General features: G+C 36.7%; 15 protein-coding genes. 14 read left to right on the forward strand and 1 reads right to left on the reverse strand.

The window, feature by feature from the left end; translation table 11 throughout:
• Positions 1-16: 16 nt before the first annotated feature.
• Together lon and DRF59_RS04535 are read left to right on the forward strand one after the other, a co-directional pair.
• A complete protein-coding gene (gene lon, locus DRF59_RS04530) occupies positions 17-2,422 on the forward strand; it encodes an endopeptidase La (protein WP_167456645.1) in 2,406 nt (801 codons plus the stop codon).
• Positions 2,423-2,639: 217 nt separating this feature from the next.
• On the forward strand, positions 2,640-3,752 hold the full coding sequence (locus DRF59_RS04535) for an AI-2E family transporter (protein ID WP_115957238.1): 1,113 nt from the start codon (positions 2,640-2,642) through the stop codon (positions 3,750-3,752).
• Between the two features lie 144 nt (positions 3,753-3,896).
• Here DRF59_RS04535 and DRF59_RS04540 read toward each other — a convergent pair whose 3' ends face one another.
• Entirely contained in the window at positions 3,897-5,255 is a 1,359-nt protein-coding gene (locus DRF59_RS04540; protein WP_115957239.1) for an acyl-CoA dehydrogenase family protein, read from the reverse strand.
• A 210-nt stretch (positions 5,256-5,465) separates the two neighbouring features.
• On the opposite strand from DRF59_RS04540, the gene DRF59_RS04545 reads away from it, so the two are divergent.
• The 12 genes from DRF59_RS04545 (at position 5,466) to DRF59_RS04600 (ending at position 16,441) form a co-directional block, all read left to right on the forward strand.
• The gene (locus DRF59_RS04545) at positions 5,466-6,374 is read left to right on the forward strand and encodes a DUF4349 domain-containing protein (RefSeq protein ID WP_115957241.1); all 909 of its coding nucleotides are present in this window, start codon (positions 5,466-5,468) and stop codon (positions 6,372-6,374) included.
• Between the two features lie 158 nt (positions 6,375-6,532).
• Positions 6,533-7,408, forward strand: coding sequence for a TraB/GumN family protein (locus tag DRF59_RS04550; RefSeq protein ID WP_115957243.1), 876 nt, complete (start codon positions 6,533-6,535; stop codon positions 7,406-7,408).
• A gap of 98 nt (positions 7,409-7,506) precedes the next feature.
• On the forward strand, positions 7,507-7,941 hold the full coding sequence (locus DRF59_RS04555; RefSeq protein WP_407643382.1) for an RNA polymerase sigma factor: 435 nt from the start codon (positions 7,507-7,509) through the stop codon (positions 7,939-7,941).
• Complete coding sequence (locus DRF59_RS04560) at positions 7,931-8,536, forward strand: hypothetical protein (RefSeq protein WP_115957246.1); 606 nt, start codon at positions 7,931-7,933, stop codon at positions 8,534-8,536. The genes DRF59_RS04555 and DRF59_RS04560 overlap by 11 nt, the downstream gene beginning before the upstream one ends.
• A 201-nt stretch (positions 8,537-8,737) precedes the next feature.
• Complete coding sequence (pgi, locus tag DRF59_RS04565) at positions 8,738-10,378, forward strand: glucose-6-phosphate isomerase (RefSeq protein WP_115957248.1); 1,641 nt, start codon at positions 8,738-8,740, stop codon at positions 10,376-10,378.
• A 3-nt stretch (positions 10,379-10,381) separates the two neighbouring features.
• Entirely contained in the window at positions 10,382-11,206 is an 825-nt protein-coding gene (locus DRF59_RS04570; protein ID WP_115957250.1) for a class I SAM-dependent methyltransferase, read from the forward strand.
• 21 nt (positions 11,207-11,227) lie between these two features.
• Complete coding sequence (locus DRF59_RS04575) at positions 11,228-12,112, forward strand: bifunctional 5,10-methylenetetrahydrofolate dehydrogenase/5,10-methenyltetrahydrofolate cyclohydrolase (RefSeq protein ID WP_115957252.1); 885 nt, start codon at positions 11,228-11,230, stop codon at positions 12,110-12,112.
• Positions 12,113-12,120: 8 nt separating this feature from the next.
• On the forward strand, positions 12,121-12,750 hold the full coding sequence (locus DRF59_RS04580) for a 7-carboxy-7-deazaguanine synthase QueE (protein WP_115957254.1): 630 nt from the start codon (positions 12,121-12,123) through the stop codon (positions 12,748-12,750).
• 43 nt (positions 12,751-12,793) lie between these two features.
• A complete protein-coding gene (locus DRF59_RS04585) occupies positions 12,794-14,164 on the forward strand; it encodes an exopolysaccharide biosynthesis polyprenyl glycosylphosphotransferase (protein WP_115957256.1) in 1,371 nt (456 codons plus the stop codon).
• A 114-nt stretch (positions 14,165-14,278) separates the two neighbouring features.
• Positions 14,279-15,031 (forward strand): MlaE family ABC transporter permease, encoded by a 753-nt coding sequence (locus tag DRF59_RS04590; protein WP_115957258.1) that lies wholly within the window; start codon positions 14,279-14,281, stop codon positions 15,029-15,031.
• On the forward strand, positions 15,031-15,846 hold the full coding sequence (locus tag DRF59_RS04595; RefSeq protein ID WP_115957643.1) for an ABC transporter ATP-binding protein: 816 nt from the start codon (positions 15,031-15,033) through the stop codon (positions 15,844-15,846). Before DRF59_RS04590 ends, DRF59_RS04595 begins: the two co-directional genes overlap by 1 nt.
• Complete coding sequence (locus DRF59_RS04600; RefSeq protein ID WP_115957260.1) at positions 15,830-16,441, forward strand: outer membrane beta-barrel protein; 612 nt, start codon at positions 15,830-15,832, stop codon at positions 16,439-16,441. The genes DRF59_RS04595 and DRF59_RS04600 overlap by 17 nt, the downstream gene beginning before the upstream one ends.
• Positions 16,442-16,444 lie beyond the last annotated feature (3 nt).

Genomic DNA, 16,444 nt, shown 5'->3' on the forward strand with positions numbered 1-16,444 from the left:
TGTCATTCGATTGACTATGACAGAATTTGAAGATATTAGTTTAGAAGAAATGATCAGCGACGGTTTTGATATTGTTGCGGAGGAAATCAACCTTTCCGACTTTTCGGAAACTGATAAAAATTCCGAACAAAAGATATTCCCTATACTTCCGGTAAGAAATATGGTAATGTTTCCCAATGTTGTAATTCCTATTACTGCAGGAAGAAAAACTTCAATACAACTTTTGGAAGAAGCTCAGAAGAATGGAGATTTTATTGGAATTGTAAGCCAGAAAAATTCAGATCAGGAACAACCTTCCGAAAAAGACATTTATCTTACGGGAACTCTCGCTAAGATCATTAAAATCATAAGATTACCTGAAGGAAACATTACAGCAATCACTAAAGGATTCCACAGGTTCAAGATCAAAAAAATTACTGAAACCCAACCTTACTTTAAGGCAGAAATTTCAAAGTTAAAAGATACCAAACCAAAGAATCAGGAAGAGTATGAAGCCCTTCTTGAAAACATTAAAGACCTTGCTTTAAAGATTATTGAACTGGATCCGAATATTCCCAATGCTGCTAATTTTGCGATCAAAAACATCAATAACAATGATGACCTTTTGAACTTCATCTGTACAAATGCAAGTTTTCCTTCCGTAGAAAAACAAAAACTACTGGAAGAAAAAAGTACAATGGAAAGAGCCAATAAATGCTATGAAATGATGCATGAGGATTTCAGAAAACTTGAATTAAGAAACCAGATCCATCAGAAAACTTCAAAAGATCTTGACAAACAGCAGAGAGAGTATTTTCTGAATCAACAGATCAGAACAATCCAGGAGGAACTGGGAGGAGGCCCGGAGAGTGATGTTGAAGATCTTATTGCTAAAGCAAAGACAAAAAAATGGAGCCAGGAAGTAGAAGATCATTTCCAGAAAGAGATCAGCAGGCTGCAACGCCAAAATCCGAATTCTCCGGACTATAATGTTCAGAGAAACTACCTGGACTTTTTCACAGATCTTCCCTGGGAAACATATACCAAAGATATATTCGATATTGCAAAAGCAGAAAAAGTTCTGGATAAAGCCCATTTCGGATTAGAGGATATCAAAAAAAGAATCCTGGAACACATGGCCGTGCTGAAGCTAAAGAACAACATGAAATCTCCTATCCTGTTACTGGTAGGTCCTCCGGGTGTGGGTAAAACATCTTTAGGTAAATCTATAGCCGATGCTTTAGGAAGAAAATACGTAAGGTTATCTTTGGGAGGATTGCATGATGAAAGTGAGATCCGCGGACACAGAAAAACCTATATCGGAGCAATGGCCGGAAGGATTCTGCAATCCATCAAAAAATCCGGTACATCCAATCCTGTAATTGTTCTGGACGAGATTGACAAAATCGGACAGGGCCTTCACGGAGATCCAAGTTCCGCACTCTTAGAAGTTCTTGACCCTGAGCAGAATAAATCTTTCTATGATAATTTCCTTGAAATGGGTTATGACCTGTCTAAGGTGATGTTTATTGCAACGGCCAATTCGCTTTCAACAATACAAACTCCCCTGTTAGACAGAACAGAGATTATTCAGATTGCAGGTTATACGCTGGAAGAAAAAATTGAGATCGCAAAAAGACACCTGATCAGAAAACAACAGGAAGAAAACGGACTTGATGCAAAATCATTCAAACTTGGAAATTCTGAACTGAAACATATTATAGAAGCTCATACATCAGAAAGCGGTGTGAGAACTTTAGAAAAAAGAATTGCTTCCATAGCAAGATGGGTAGCATTACAGACCGCTCTGGTAAAAGAATACGATGCTAAAATTTCGATTGAAAAGGTAGATGAGATCCTGGGAGTTCCAAGACCTAAAAGCTTATCTGAGATAACAGGGGTTCCCGGTGTAGTAACAGGGCTTGCCTGGACCAGCGTCGGAGGAGACATTTTATATATTGAAAGTATTCTGAGCAATGGAAAAGGAGCTTTAACAATGACCGGTAATCTGGGAACTGTGATGAAAGAGTCTGCTACGATTGCATTAGAATATATCAAGGCTAAACATGATGAACTGGGAATAGCCCAGGAAGATCTGGATAAGAAGAACATCCACGTCCATGTTCCGGAAGGAGCTACTCCTAAAGACGGGCCGTCTGCAGGGATCGCAATGTTAACATCTATGGTATCTTCCTTCAAGAACAAAAAAATAAAACCTCATCTTGCCATGACAGGAGAAATTACACTAAGAGGTAAAGTTCTTCCTGTAGGCGGAATTAAGGAAAAGCTTCTTGCTGCTACAAGAGCCGGAGTTAAAGAAGTTATTCTTTGCGAAGCAAACCGAAAAGACGTAGAGGAGATCAAAAAAGATTATCTGAAAAATCTGAAAGTTCATTATGTGAGCAGAATGGAAGAAGTCATTGAGATCGCTATTGAAAAATAACTTATCATAACATATCAACTTCTCAATAAGAAGCACGTTCGTTTACCGGACGTGTTTCTGTTTTTTATGCCGGAAAAACTTAAAGGCCCTCTTAAAAAACTGTTTCAGTGGAACAGATTTTGCTGCCGTAAGGAAAACTCAATTTGACTGACCGAAAAAAATATTTTAATTCAGCAGGTTTTTTCTTATTTTTATTCCATACTGAAGATTTTAGATTATGAATTTTCTTAGACTCCCTTTTCTTGTAAAGCTTACGCTTGTTGTTATCTCAATTATTGGCCTTGGATACCTGCTGGCATTAGGACAGAGCATTTTGGCTCCATTTTTCCTTGCCTTCCTGATGGCTATGCTGTTTTTACCGGCGGCCACCTTTATGGAAAGAAAATTAAGGTTCCCCAGGTCTTTATCTACCATGACCTCGGTTTTCATCATGCTCATCATTTTAAGTGGCATAATCTATTTCTTCACTACCCAGCTGTCTGATTTCAGTAAAGACCTGCCTCATCTCAGGGAACAGTTTACTATGGTGTTCAATAATCTTCAGCACTGGATTTCCAGAACATTCAACGTTAAAGTAGATGAACAGATAGATTACATCAATCAGGGATTAAATAAGCTCTTATCTTCTTCCGGAGCTATTTTGGGTTTTACATTCGGGATTTTCTCAACAGGATTTGGCTTTATTTTGTTCTTCACATTATTTTTCATTTTCATTCTAAATTACAGAAGGCTTTTAAACAACTTCATTGTCACTGTTTTCAATGAAAGACATAAAATAAGTGTACAGGAAGCTGTGAACGAAATTCGGGTGATGACCAAAAAATATATCTTCGGGCTGTTTCTACAAGTGATTATTGTTTCTGTTTTAACTTCAATCCTCCTGACAATTCTGGGGGTAAAATATGCCATTCTTTTAGCTGTCCTCACCGGATTATTAAATGTAATACCTTACCTGGGAATTTTTATTTCTCTCTTAATTTCCTGTTTTATAGCATTTGCTACCTCCACACCTTCCACATGCATTTACGTAGCATTGGGATATATTGCCGTTCATGCAATAGACGGAAACATCGTCCTGCCATTTGTTGTAGGATCAAAAGTAAAGATCAATGCTTTATTTTCTTTCATTGGAATTCTTTTGGGTGAACATTTGTGGGGAATTGCGGGCATGTTTCTGTGTATACCGGCGATTGCCATTATCAAAATAATTTGTGAAAAGGTAGAGGATTTAAAACCATGGGGCAGATTGCTCGGAGAAGAACAAAAACCTAATAAAAAGAAAAAAAGTTATAAGATTTCCAAGAATATTACTTTAAAAGAAATGGATTAACCCGTGAATTTCCAAATTAGGATATCCGTTATTCTCCTTATTAATCACTGGCTTATTTTTGACAATAAAAAATTATAAGCCTGATCAGCTAAACAGTCATGATAAGTAAGTGGCAGAAATTATAGCAATCTATCTTTAATTATCTTATACAAAAGCGCTAAATCCTGTAATTGATCTTCCTACAATGAGCGAATTGATCTCTTTTGTACCTTCATAAGAATAAATAGCTTCTGCATCAGCCACAAATCGGGCTACATCATATTCTAGCAGGATTCCATTACCTCCCATCACTTCCCTTGCTCTGGAAACAATATCTCTTGTTCTCAGGGTACAAAAAACTTTTGCCAGCGAAGCATGTTCATCTTTTAAAATTCCCTCATCCTGCATTTCGGACAGTCTGAACACCATGGTCTGCATTGCTGTAAGATTGGACAGCATTTCCACCAAATGTCCCTGAATCATCTGAAAGGAAGCAATAGGTTTCCCAAACTGTTCCCTTTTCCGGGTATAATCCAAAGCGCTTTCATAGGCTCCTCTTGCGCATCCCGTAGCCATCCATGCTACTCCGGCCCTGGTCATGCGAAGAACTTTACCTGTATCTTTGAATGAATTGGCATTCTGGAGCCGGTTTTCTTCTGTGATCAGACAGTCTCTTAAAGTGATCAGCCCGTTCTGGACAATTCTTAACGCCATTTTCCCTTTGATCTTTTCTACGGAATATCCCGGATTATCTTTTTCTACAATAAATCCTTTCACTTCTCCACTATCCAGATCTCTTGCCCAGATAATAATGATATCAGCAAAAGTGGCATTACCAATCCATTTTTTCTGACCATTAAGAACCCAACCTTCCGGTGTTTTTTTACAGGTCACTGTAAGTCCGCCTGCTGCCCCGGACCCAACTTCCGGTTCTGTAAGCCCGAAAGCTCCTATCTTTTCAAATTTCTGCATCTGGGGAAGCCATTTTTGTTTTTGCTCTTCAGAACCGCAAATGTAAATAGACCCCATAGCCAATCCGGATTGTACCCCAAAGAATGTTGCAATAGACGCATCAATTCTTGCCATTTCCATTGCTATAACTCCTTCCATTAGAAAAGGCATTCCCGGACATCCATATCCTTCATAAGTTACCCCGCAGATATTTAGTTTTTGAAACTTTGGGATCAATTCAAAAGGGAATTCATCTCTTAACCAGTAATGATTTACCAGAGGTTTTACTTCTTTTTCCATAAAAGCCCTTACTTTAAGCTGTATTTCTCTCTGATCTGGCGTAAGGGTATGGTATATATCATAGAAATCACCGTCAACAGGAGGCAGTTCCTTCTTTTTCTTTTCTGGATCCAGCATTTTCACTAGCCCCGAAAGCTGCTTATCATCCAGTTTCGAAAAATTATGCATCAGTTTTGGCAGATCCACCTTTTGAGAAATGGCGCTCAGCTGATCAAAATCTATAGAAGTGAATAATCCTATTGCGTTTCTGATTTTGGAAAAAGTATTTGACATAATGATATATTGTGATTTTGGTTTGTAAAAGATAAGCAAAAATTACTCCGAAAGCAAACACTAAGTTTATCACTTATTTTACAAAACACTACAATTCAACCAATTAAACCAGAACATTCTCTTTACAAGTTTTTTACTTCCCATTTTCAAGGATTACAAAATTTCCTGGCTGAACTTTGGTTCAGGCAAAATCCAAAAAAATCTTACACTATGAAAACTACTTACATTACACTATCATTATCAGTTTTCTTTTTACTGGGAACGTATTCATGTAAAAAAGAAGAAGCTGCAGGCAACGAAAAGGGTTATGAAATTACAGCAGATTCTGCAGCTGTTATGGCAGACAGTGTATCATCTGTTGCCAGCATGAAAGTAAAGGACAAAAAGTTCATCAAAACCGCAGAGGTCAATATGGAGGTGAGAGACGTCTATAATGCTACTATTGCAATTGAAAAATCAGCGCAGGAACTTGGTGGTTTTGTCACCAAAAGCAATCTTCATAGCAATGTTGTTTATGAAGACACTTACAACACTTCCGATACTGAAGCTATGCTTGTCAAAAAATATAGTAACGAAAATACAATACAGGTCCGCGTTCCTGCTGAAAAGCTTGGAGAGTTTTTGACCTTCATTAATACTAACAAATTATTCCTGAATTCAAGATCTATTAATGCGGAAGATGTTACCGCTAATATCAAATATTCCGAACTGGAAGCAAAAAGAAATGAGAAGACCTCTGAAAATATTGAAAAAATAAAATCCAATAAAGACAAAGTAGACCTGGATGACAATAATATGGCTGAAGGAAATCTTCAAAAACTGAATACCATGAGCATGGATGACAACCTGAAATACAGTACAGTGAATATCTTTATCAAAGAGCCTGAATTACGCATTGCAGAAATTGCTGTTACCAACACGGACAGTATTGATAATAAATATAAATACAACTTTATTCATGATGCAAAAGACGGCTTTGTCTACGGATTTTACCTGATTCAGAGAATTTTAGTTGCTCTTATCAACATCTGGCCAATCTTATTCATTGCAGCAATCTTAATCTATTTCCTGAGGAAAAGAAAGATTTCAAAGCCTGAACATTCAAAAATCCAGGAATAAGATAAGCAATCCTAACCATTTGGTTATCATCATAATTTTAGATTTTTACAACCTCCTTTTACCGGGAGGTTTTATTTTTTTTTGAAAAAACTGTAACGATTGTCATACTCATTTTACCTACTGTTTAAAGAAAAAAGAAAATCAAAAAAAAGAATAGTATGAAAAATTTAATAAAACTTGGATTTGCAGCATTATTATCACTGGGCATCATTACTGCAAAAGCACAGAGTACAAATACCGGAAAAAATAACAGCCTGCTTTGGAAGGTTTCCGGGAATGGCCTCTCAAAGCCTTCTTACATAGCTGGAACTTTTCATATGTTGTGCAGTAAAGATTTTGAAATCAAGCCTAAGGTGCTGAGGGCTCTTGAGAAATCGGACAACCTTGTCATGGAAATCAATTATACAGATCCTGCTGAAATGATGTTATTGCAAAAAATGTATAATACAGATAAAAAAATCTCTGATCAGCTTTCTCCGGAGGAAGCTGAAGAGCTGAATACAATTCTCGTAAAGTACGGATTTGATTTGAAAAGTATTGACTCATCAAGCCCGCAGGCACTTTATGCACTGCTTTCCACTAAAGCTACCCCTTGTCCCCAGAGTGAAATAAAGTTTTATGAAATGGAGCTTCTGAAGAAAGCCATGAAAGACAAGAAAAGTATCAAAGGACTGGAAAAAGTAGAAGACCAGATGGAGGCCATTAGCAAAGCGTATAATCTGAAGAGCACTATTGCACAGCTCAAAATGGACAAGGAATATGAAATCCTATACAGACAAATGATCGAAGCTTTTAAAAATGAAAATATACAATTACTTTACAGTCTTTTTAAGGATGAAAGATTTATGAATACCGAACAGGAAAAAATAATACTGACCGACAGAAATCAAAACTGGGTAAAAATAATGCCGGAAATGATGGAAAAAGAAAGCTCTTTCTTTGCAGTAGGTGGAGCTCATCTTATAGGAGACAACGGGCTTATTTCTCTTTTGCAGTCAAAAGGCTATACTGTAAAACCGGTCTCAAGTTTATAAAATAACCAAATCATGAAATGATTGTGAGTAATCAAACTGAAACTACTTTTTTAAAGCTTGTCAACCAGCATAAAGGCATTTTATATAAAGCTTCCCGGATCTATGCAGATTCCATAGAAGACCGGGAAGACCTTCAGCAGGAAATCCTTATCCAGCTGTGGAAATCCTACCAGAATTTCAAAGGGAACAGTGAGTTTTCTACCTGGATGTATCGTGTTGCCATCAATACTGCCATTACTTATTTAAAGAAAGAAAAACAGAGGACGAACACCTATACAGATGCCCCTCATCACTTTGAAGTACAACAGGAAGATTACAATCCTGCAAAAGATAAACAGCTGGAAGTCTTTTACTATGCTGTTCAGGAATTGAATGCTGTGGAGAAAGCCATAATCTTTTATTTCATGGAAGGAATGTCGCATAAAGAAATCGGAAGTAATCTGGGACTCAGCGAAGGCAATGCCCGAGTAAAACTCAACAGGACAAAAGAAAAAATACAACAAATCATAAAAAAATCAGGTTATGAATTTTGATCAATTAAAAGAACAATGGAATAAAGAAGATAGCAATATTCATATTCCGGACACTATAGAGCAATTAAAGGAAAGCAAACATCCTATTGAAAAAATCCAAAAAAACATGAAAAAAGAATTTCCGGCACAGGTTCTGGCCATTATTCTTATCGGGTTTTTTCCTCTCCAGCTTAAATTTCCTGCTTCTCAATATCTTATTTATTATATATCCTACACGATGATGGTCGTTATATCATCCTACTATCTTTACGGATTTTATAAATTTTACAGACAGACTGAGCTCTATACGGGAAACACCAAGAACAGCCTCTGGAAAATTTTCCATGAACTTAGGCTGAACATGGAAAGATACCAGTCATTCGGATTCTTACTTCTTCCTCATTTTCTGCTCACCTTTGGATTGGTAATTTATAATTCTTTGGAAGAGAAAGGAGAAACTCTATCCGAGCTCACCAATGCGCGTCAGTATTCTTTAATTTTACTTGTTTTGCTGGGAACCCTTTTTGTTGTGGTAAGTATTATATTATGGACCAAATACATGTATGGCAGGCAGGCTAAACAATTGGAAAACATATTGAATGAAATAGAAGATTAATGTTTTATTTCGTTTTTCAGAGCAATAAACAGACCCCGGAAGTATTTCGGGGCCTGCTTTTTTTAAAAAAACGTTATTTGTCATCTTCAAATTTAATTGAGGTTTTATTTTTCCTTAAATTTGCAAATCAGAAATAAATCATTATGGATTTTGAAATATTAATTCTGTAATTTATTTCCTGAATCTTTTAATTCTAAACATATGCTATCAAAAATAAATCCTACACAAACCAATAGCTGGAAAGCCCTTGATGAACATTTTGCAGGAAATGACTTTGACCTTAGAAGTCTTTTCCAATATAACCCAAATCGTTTTCAGGAATTTTCCCTACAAAAGGATAATTACCTTTTTGATTATTCCAAAAACTTAATTGACTCAAGAACAAAAGAACTTCTATTACAGTTAGCTGAAGAATGTCAGTTAAAAGATGCTATTACCAAAATGTTTTCCGGGGATAAAATCAACGAAACAGAGGGAAGAGCAGTACTACATACAGCCTTAAGGGACTTTTCTGATCGTGAAATTTTCGTAGATGGTGAAAGCATCAAACCTCAGATCAAAAGAGTTCTTGAACATATGAAAGCCTTTTCTGAAAAAATCATATCAGGCGAACATAAAGGGTTCAATGGAAAAGAGATTACAGATGTGGTAAATATTGGCATTGGAGGCTCAGATTTAGGCCCTGTAATGGTTTGTTCTGCATTAAAGCATTTTAAAACCAGAATAAATGTTCACTTCGTATCCAATGTAGATGGAAATCATATTGCAGAAGTTGTGAAAAATCTAAACCCTGAAACCACTTTATTTATCATCGCTTCTAAAACGTTTACTACTCAGGAAACGATGACCAATGCAAACTCAGCTAAAGACTGGTTCCTGAAAGCCGGAAAGCCGGAAGATGTAGCCAAGCATTTTGTTGCCCTATCTACCAATATTGAGGAAGTTAAAAAATTTGGAATCGCAGAAGAAAATATTTTTGAATTCTGGGATTGGGTAGGCGGAAGATATTCTCTTTGGAGTGCTATCGGATTAAGTATTGTGCTTGCTGTAGGATATGAAAATTTTGAACAGCTTTTAAAAGGGGCTTTTGATACAGATCAGCATTTCCAGACCGCAGATTTTTCTGAAAACATTCCTGTTCTTATGGGACTTTTAGGAATCTGGTATCGCAACTTCTATGCGGCAACCACTTATGCAATCTTGCCTTATTCACAATATCTGGATAGGTTTGCAGCTTATCTTCAGCAAGGAGATATGGAAAGTAACGGAAAGTGTGTAGATAGAAACGGTGAATTTGTAGAATATGAAACAGGACCCATTATCTGGGGAGAACCAGGTACAAACGGCCAGCACGCATTCTATCAATTGATTCACCAGGGAACAGAATTGATTCCGGCAGACTTTATCGCATATGCAAAAAGCCCGAATAAAGTTTCGGACCATCAGGATAAACTATTAGCCAATTTTTTTGCCCAGACCGAAGCACTTGCCTTTGGAAAGCTGGAAGAAGAAGTAGAAGAAGAACTGAAAAATGCCGGCAAATCTGATGAAGAAATTGACAGACTGATTAATTTCAAAATTTTTCACGGAAATACCCCTACCAATTCTATATTATTCAAGGAATTAACTCCTTTTTCACTGGGTCAGCTGATTGCATTATATGAACATAAGATCTTTGTGCAGGGCGTAATCTGGAATATTTTCAGTTTCGATCAGTTTGGAGTGGAATTAGGTAAGGTATTAGCCAATAAAATTCTTCCTGAACTTGAAAATAATGAAGTGATCAACTCTCATGACAGTTCCACCAACGGTTTGATTAATTATTATAAAGGAAATAAATAGCAGATGTCTGCATTAAGGTCATATTATTATAAACTGCCTCCCGGGCTCAGGCTTCTGGGAAGAAAGATCTATTATTTTCCTATAGACCTTTATGAAGGACTTACTGGAAAAAGATCTGAAAAGGAGCCTAAAAAAGGAGACATTTATGTGGGAAGCAGTGATTTCATTCCTCATGGAATCCGCCAGATGAACGTCTTGCGAAAGTACATTGCCCTCAGTAATACGGATCATGTGCTGGATGTGGGGTGTGGGATCGGGAGAACAGCTGTTGCCCTGACAGGATTTATTGATAAAGGCAGATATGATGGTTTTGATGCTGTAGAAAAGGGGATCATCTGGTGTAATAAAAACATCCACAAAAAGTATCCCAACTTTAACTTTAAGTTCACCCCGATTTATAATGATCTGTACAATACCTTTAGCCAAAAGGCTGAAAACTTTACATTTCCTTATGATAAAGCTGTTTTTGATAAGGTATTTCTGTTTTCAGTATTTACCCACATGCAAATTCCTGAAATCAAAAGGTATCTGAGCGAGATCAGCAGGGTAATGAAAACCGATGGGCAATGCCTGGCAACCTTTTTTCTGTATGATAACTCAAAAACGGAGGGAGGCAGCATGCATTTTCCACATCAATATGACGGATATAAACTAATGGATGAGAAAGTAACTGCAGCAAATATTGCTGTAAGCATTTCATTATTACATCAAATGGCATACGATGCAGGTTTACATGTAACCACCATAAAAGAAGGTTTCTGGAGAACTGATGTAGAAAAAGAAGGAGCTGATGAATTTCAGGATATCGTTGTATTCAATAAAATCTAAATAAAAGTAAAAAAAGTAAAAATGGCAGAAATTCTTGACGGACTTAAAGTATCCAAAGAAATAAAAGCAGAGATTAAGGCTGAAGTAGAAAAAATCCTTGAAAGCAAAAGAAGAGCTCCACATCTGGTGGCAATTCTTGTAGGAAATAACGGAGCCAGTAAAGCCTATGTAAACAGTAAAGTTAAAGACTGTGAAGAAGTAGGTTTCCGTTCTACACTCTTAAAATTTCCAAGTACGGTTTCTGAATCTGAGTTACTGGAGAAAATTGATGAGCTGAATAAATCTAAAGCAGTAGACGGGTTTATCGTACAACTTCCATTGCCAGACCAGATTGATCAGGAAAAAATCATCAAAGCAATTGACCCAAGAAAGGATGTGGATGGATTCCATCCTGAGAATTTTGGAAAAATGGCTTTGGAAATGGACACTTTCCTGCCTGCTACTCCTTTCGGAATTTTAACGTTATTGGAAAGGTATAATATTGAAACCAAAGGGAAAGACTGTGTAATTATTGGAAGAAGTAAAATTGTAGGAAGACCGATGAGTATTCTTATGGGAAGAAAGGATTTCCCGGGAAACTCTACGGTAACCCTTACCCACTCATACACTAAAGACATTGAAGAATATACTAAAAAGGCAGACATCGTAATTACCGCTTTAGGAGATCCTCACTTCCTGAAAGGAGAGATGATCAAGGACGGAGCAGTAATTGTTGATGTAGGGATTACCAGAGTAGATGATGATTCTCCGAAAGGATATTATCTTGCCGGTGACGTGGATTTTGACAGCTGTGCTGCAAAAGCAAGCTGGATCACTCCTGTTCCTGGAGGAGTAGGCCCAATGACCAGAGCGATGTTAATGAAAAACACCATCATTGCGTATAAAACTTCGGTCTATAATGACTAATTTTTAAAATGAATAAAGAAGAAGATATTTTATTAAAAGAAGGTAAAATGCTCCCCGTAATGGAGCATTTTTACACTTTACAGGGAGAAGGTGCGCACACAGGAAAAGCCGCTTATTTCATCAGATTAGGAGGCTGTGATGTCGGATGCCACTGGTGTGATGTAAAAGAAAGCTGGGATCCTGATCTGCATCCCTTGATGGATGCTGCTGAAATTGCAGAAACAGCGGCTAAGCACTGTAAAACAATTGTCCTTACGGGTGGAGAACCTTTAATGTGGAATTTAGAGATTCTTACTTCGAAACTGAAAGAACTTGGCTGCACTATTCATATTGAAACGTCCGGCGCTTATCCTATGAGCGGGCATCTGGATTGGATTACCCTTTCGCCAAAGAAAACAGGCTTGCCTAAAGAAGAGATTTATCAAAAGGCAAATGAACTTAAGGTTATTGTTTTCAATAATCACGATTTTACTTTTGCTGAAGAACAGGCTGCAAAGGTATCTGAAAGCTGCAGACTTTATCTTCAAAGTGAATGGAGTAAAAGAAATGATATGTATCCTAAGATTACAGACTTTATCCTGGAACATCCGGAATGGCAGGCTTCAGTTCAGACCCATAAATATCTGAATATCCCGTAAAATTATGTACATTAGCTTGTCTTATCTGTTATAGCTACGATAGATGCAGAGAATTCGATACTCCAGATACCTGAAATCGATTATTATTTTGCTTGACCTTATGGTTATTGCATCTATTTTTATATTCTTTTTTATAAGCAGAAACGAAAGTTTAAAATACAATAAAGAAACCTGGTATCAGAATATTCTTTCCCTGGTATTGTTGTTTTTGTTCTGGGTGCTGCTGAGCGGTAGAACAAAAATCTACAATATTGCAAGGAACTTAACCTATACCTTGTTTCTTGAACGTCTTTTTATACACTTCCTGTTTTTTATACTTGGTGTTCTGCTTATTGGAAAGGTAAGTAAAAATGTATTTTTCAACTCAGATATTTACTGGCTTTCCTTTTATCTCCTGATTTTTATTTTTCTGACAAAATCAATTATTTATTTTGCCATTAAATATTTTCGTTCACTGGGAATAAACCACAGGAATGTAATGTTCCTCGGCAATAATGACTCTACTGAGATTCTCAAAAATATATTTAAGGAACGTAAAGATTACGGATACCGCATTTTTGAATATGCACATCCCGGAATAGATCTTCACGAATTGGTTGATTTTTGGAAAAAAAATGGGATCCATACCCTGTTTTTATCTACCGAAAATTCTTTCGATGAAAATACAGAAACGGAAATATTCAAACTGGCAGAAGACAATAAGATTCATATTTCCTTGATTCCGAGTCTTGCACAAAGTGATTTTTTCCTGTACGATTTGGGATATATCCAGACTCAGCCCGTTCTCAATCAGGCAAGGTATCCGTTGGATTATTATGCAAACTTTGCTGTCAAGAGGGCTTTCGATATTGTATTTTCCATCATCGTATTGGTTTTTATCTGCTCCTGGGCCTTCCCCATCATTGCAATATTAATTAAAACAACTTCCAAAGGGCCGGTTTTCTTTTTACAGAAAAGATACGGTTTTCATGAAGAGGTTTTCAGTTGTATTAAATTCAGAACAATGGTGCTTAATGACCAGTCAACCACCAGCACAACCCGGGAAAATGACTCAAGAATTACTAAAATCGGTAAGTTTTTAAGAAAAACCAGTATAGATGAGCTTCCTCAATTTATTAATGTATTAAAAGGTGAAATGTCTGTAGTAGGACCGCGCCCTCATATGCTGGCTGTAGATAATTATTATAAACCTAAAATCGGGAGGTACAGTTTAAGAAGCATGGTAAACCCTGGAATTACCGGTCTTGCACAGGTGAGTGGGCTCCGCGGAGATTTTGGAGACGTAGAAGTGGAAATGAAAAAAAGGGTTCTGGCTGATGCATTTTATGTAAGAAACTGGAGTTTCATGCTGGATCTCATAATTATATTAAAAACCGTTGTATTGGTTATTGGTGGAGACAAAAATGCAAAATAGAGAAAAGAAAAATCCCGGTACTCTGATAATACAATTTAAATTTAATTTAAAAACAGGGTCCTAGTCTTGTTTTCAACCATAGCCTAATTAAATAAAAAAGTCTAATTTAGCAGTATGTTAAAAAAGTTTTTCACAGCAGTAGGGGAATATATGATCCTTCTGGGTAAATCCTTGCAGAAGCCTCAGAAAATGAGGGTTTTCTGGAAGCTGTTCATGAGGGAAATTAATGATTTGGGGGTCAATTCTTTTGGACTTGTAGTCTTTACTTCTATATTCGTAGGGGCAGTAGTTGCCATTCAGATGTTCAACAACTTTGATGCATCCTCTTTTCCTATTCCTACCTCTTTCGTCGGATATGCTACAAAAGCAGTTTTGGTTCTTGAGTTTTCTCCTACTATCATCAGTCTTATATTAGCAGGTAAAGTAGGGTCTTATATTGCTTCCAGTATTGGTACAATGAGGGTTTCAGAGCAGATTGATGCGCTGGATATTATGGGAGTAAATTCTCCTAACTTTTTAATACTGCCAAAAATAATCGCATGTGTTCTTTTCAATCCCATCCTTATAGCAATCAGTATTGTTTTTGGTATCGGTGGTGGTTATATTGCAGGGATATTAACAGGAAACTGGACGGAAAACGACTATATTGTCGGGATTCAGATGTATATGCCCAACCTGTTTATTTATTATGCATTTATTAAAACCATAGTCTTTGCTTTTATTATTGCTACGGTTCCTTCCTATTTCGGATATTTTGTGAAAGGGGGATCTTTGGAAGTTGGTAGAGCCAGTACACAGGCTGTTGTATGGACAATGGTATTTATTATCATTTCCGAATTAATTTTAACCCAATTAATATTAAGCTGATGATTGAGGTAAAAGATCTTAAGAAAAGTTTTGGCGATGTGGAAGTACTTAAGGGAATTTCCACGTCATTTGATAAAGGAAAGGTAAATCTGATCATCGGGCAGAGTGGTTCAGGAAAAACAGTTTTCCTTAAAAGCTTACTGAATGTTTATATGCCATCATCGGGAGAGATCTTATTTGATGGTAAGAATATCAATACCATGAACAGAGAGGAGAAACAACATCTCCGTTCAGAAATCGGAACCGTATTTCAGGGAAGTGCACTATTTGATTCCCTGACGGTGGAAGAAAATATTATGTTTCCTCTGGATATGTTTACCAACCTCTCCTACAGAGAAAAGAAGAAAAGGGTGTTTGAAGTAATAGGCAGGGTACATCTTGATAAAGCTGATAAAAAATATCCCTCCGAAATCTCCGGAGGAATGCAGAAAAGAGTTGCCATTGCAAGGGCTATTGTTAATAATCCGAAATATTTATTCTGTGATGAGCCCAATTCAGGACTGGATCCGTATACTTCAAAAGTTATTGATGATCTTCTTTATGAAATCACCAAGGAATATAATACAACAACCATCATCAATACTCACGATATGAATTCTGTGATGACAATTGGCGAGAAAATTGTATACCTCAGATTAGGGCTCAAAGAGTGGGAAGGAAATAAAGACATCCTGATCACAGCAGGCAATAAAAATCTGATTGATTTCGTTTATTCTTCAGAACTGTTTAAAGAACTGAGGGAATATTTACTTGAGAATAATAAAACAATTGAAAATACAATTACAAAAATAGACGATAATGAAAAAGGTACTTAGTATAGCATTAATAGGGTTTTCAATGTGGGCTTCTGCACAGATATCACTGGCAGGTAAAGCCAATCTGATCTTTCCTACAGGCTCTCCTTCATGGTCAAATATCAAAGGAACTGTGAATGATGCTATTGAAGGAACAGGAAAAAATAATGTGGGTTTTAATGTGGGGCTTTCTCTAAAAGTAGGTTTGCCTACTTCCCTGTTTGTAATGCCTGAGATCTACTATACCCATTTCAAAAATGAATTTACTACGGAGAATACTACTTTTGATGTAAAAAGTAACCGAATAGATGTTCCTGTACTTTTAGGATATAATCTTTTGGGAAATATGCTTGGAGTATATGTAGGACCTGTTGGAAGCTTTAATTTAAGCAAAGATGATACATACAATGATTTCAAGGAAAATGCTAAAAATGATTTTACAGTAGGATATCAGTTTGGTGCACAGCTTGAAATTAAAAAGCTTATTATAAATGCAAGATATGAAGGAGCTTTCAGCAAAGATGAAAGAAACTTCATCAATAAAGTTTCCGGTGCGGAAATCAGATATGACAACAGACCTAACTTATTTATGGTAGGTTTAGGATATAAGTTTTAATCA

Source organism: Chryseobacterium flavum (assembly GCF_003385595.1).
Lineage (GTDB): Bacteria > Bacteroidota > Bacteroidia > Flavobacteriales > Weeksellaceae > Chryseobacterium > Chryseobacterium flavum.

What these genes read in the sequence shown, in the direction of transcription:
- DRF59_RS04545 (WP_115957241.1), top strand. Translation starts at nt 5,466, where the DNA reads ATGAAAACTACTTACATTACACTATCATTATCAGTTTTCTTTTTACTG.
- pgi (WP_115957248.1), top strand. Translation starts at nt 8,738, where the DNA reads ATGCTATCAAAAATAAATCCTACACAAACCAATAGCTGGAAAGCCCTT.
- DRF59_RS04575 (WP_115957252.1), top strand. Translation starts at nt 11,228, where the DNA reads ATGGCAGAAATTCTTGACGGACTTAAAGTATCCAAAGAAATAAAAGCA.
- DRF59_RS04550 (WP_115957243.1), top strand. Translation starts at nt 6,533, where the DNA reads ATGAAAAATTTAATAAAACTTGGATTTGCAGCATTATTATCACTGGGC.
- DRF59_RS04590 (WP_115957258.1), top strand. Translation starts at nt 14,279, where the DNA reads ATGTTAAAAAAGTTTTTCACAGCAGTAGGGGAATATATGATCCTTCTG.
- lon (WP_167456645.1), top strand. Translation starts at nt 17, where the DNA reads ATGACAGAATTTGAAGATATTAGTTTAGAAGAAATGATCAGCGACGGT.
- DRF59_RS04540 (WP_115957239.1), bottom strand. Translation starts at nt 5,255, where the DNA reads ATGTCAAATACTTTTTCCAAAATCAGAAACGCAATAGGATTATTCACT.
- DRF59_RS04560 (WP_115957246.1), top strand. Translation starts at nt 7,931, where the DNA reads ATGAATTTTGATCAATTAAAAGAACAATGGAATAAAGAAGATAGCAAT.
- DRF59_RS04585 (WP_115957256.1), top strand. Translation starts at nt 12,794, where the DNA reads ATGCAGAGAATTCGATACTCCAGATACCTGAAATCGATTATTATTTTG.
- DRF59_RS04535 (WP_115957238.1), top strand. Translation starts at nt 2,640, where the DNA reads ATGAATTTTCTTAGACTCCCTTTTCTTGTAAAGCTTACGCTTGTTGTT.
- DRF59_RS04580 (WP_115957254.1), top strand. Translation starts at nt 12,121, where the DNA reads ATGAATAAAGAAGAAGATATTTTATTAAAAGAAGGTAAAATGCTCCCC.
- DRF59_RS04570 (WP_115957250.1), top strand. Translation starts at nt 10,382, where the DNA reads ATGTCTGCATTAAGGTCATATTATTATAAACTGCCTCCCGGGCTCAGG.
- DRF59_RS04600 (WP_115957260.1), top strand. Translation starts at nt 15,830, where the DNA reads ATGAAAAAGGTACTTAGTATAGCATTAATAGGGTTTTCAATGTGGGCT.
- DRF59_RS04595 (WP_115957643.1), top strand. Translation starts at nt 15,031, where the DNA reads ATGATTGAGGTAAAAGATCTTAAGAAAAGTTTTGGCGATGTGGAAGTA.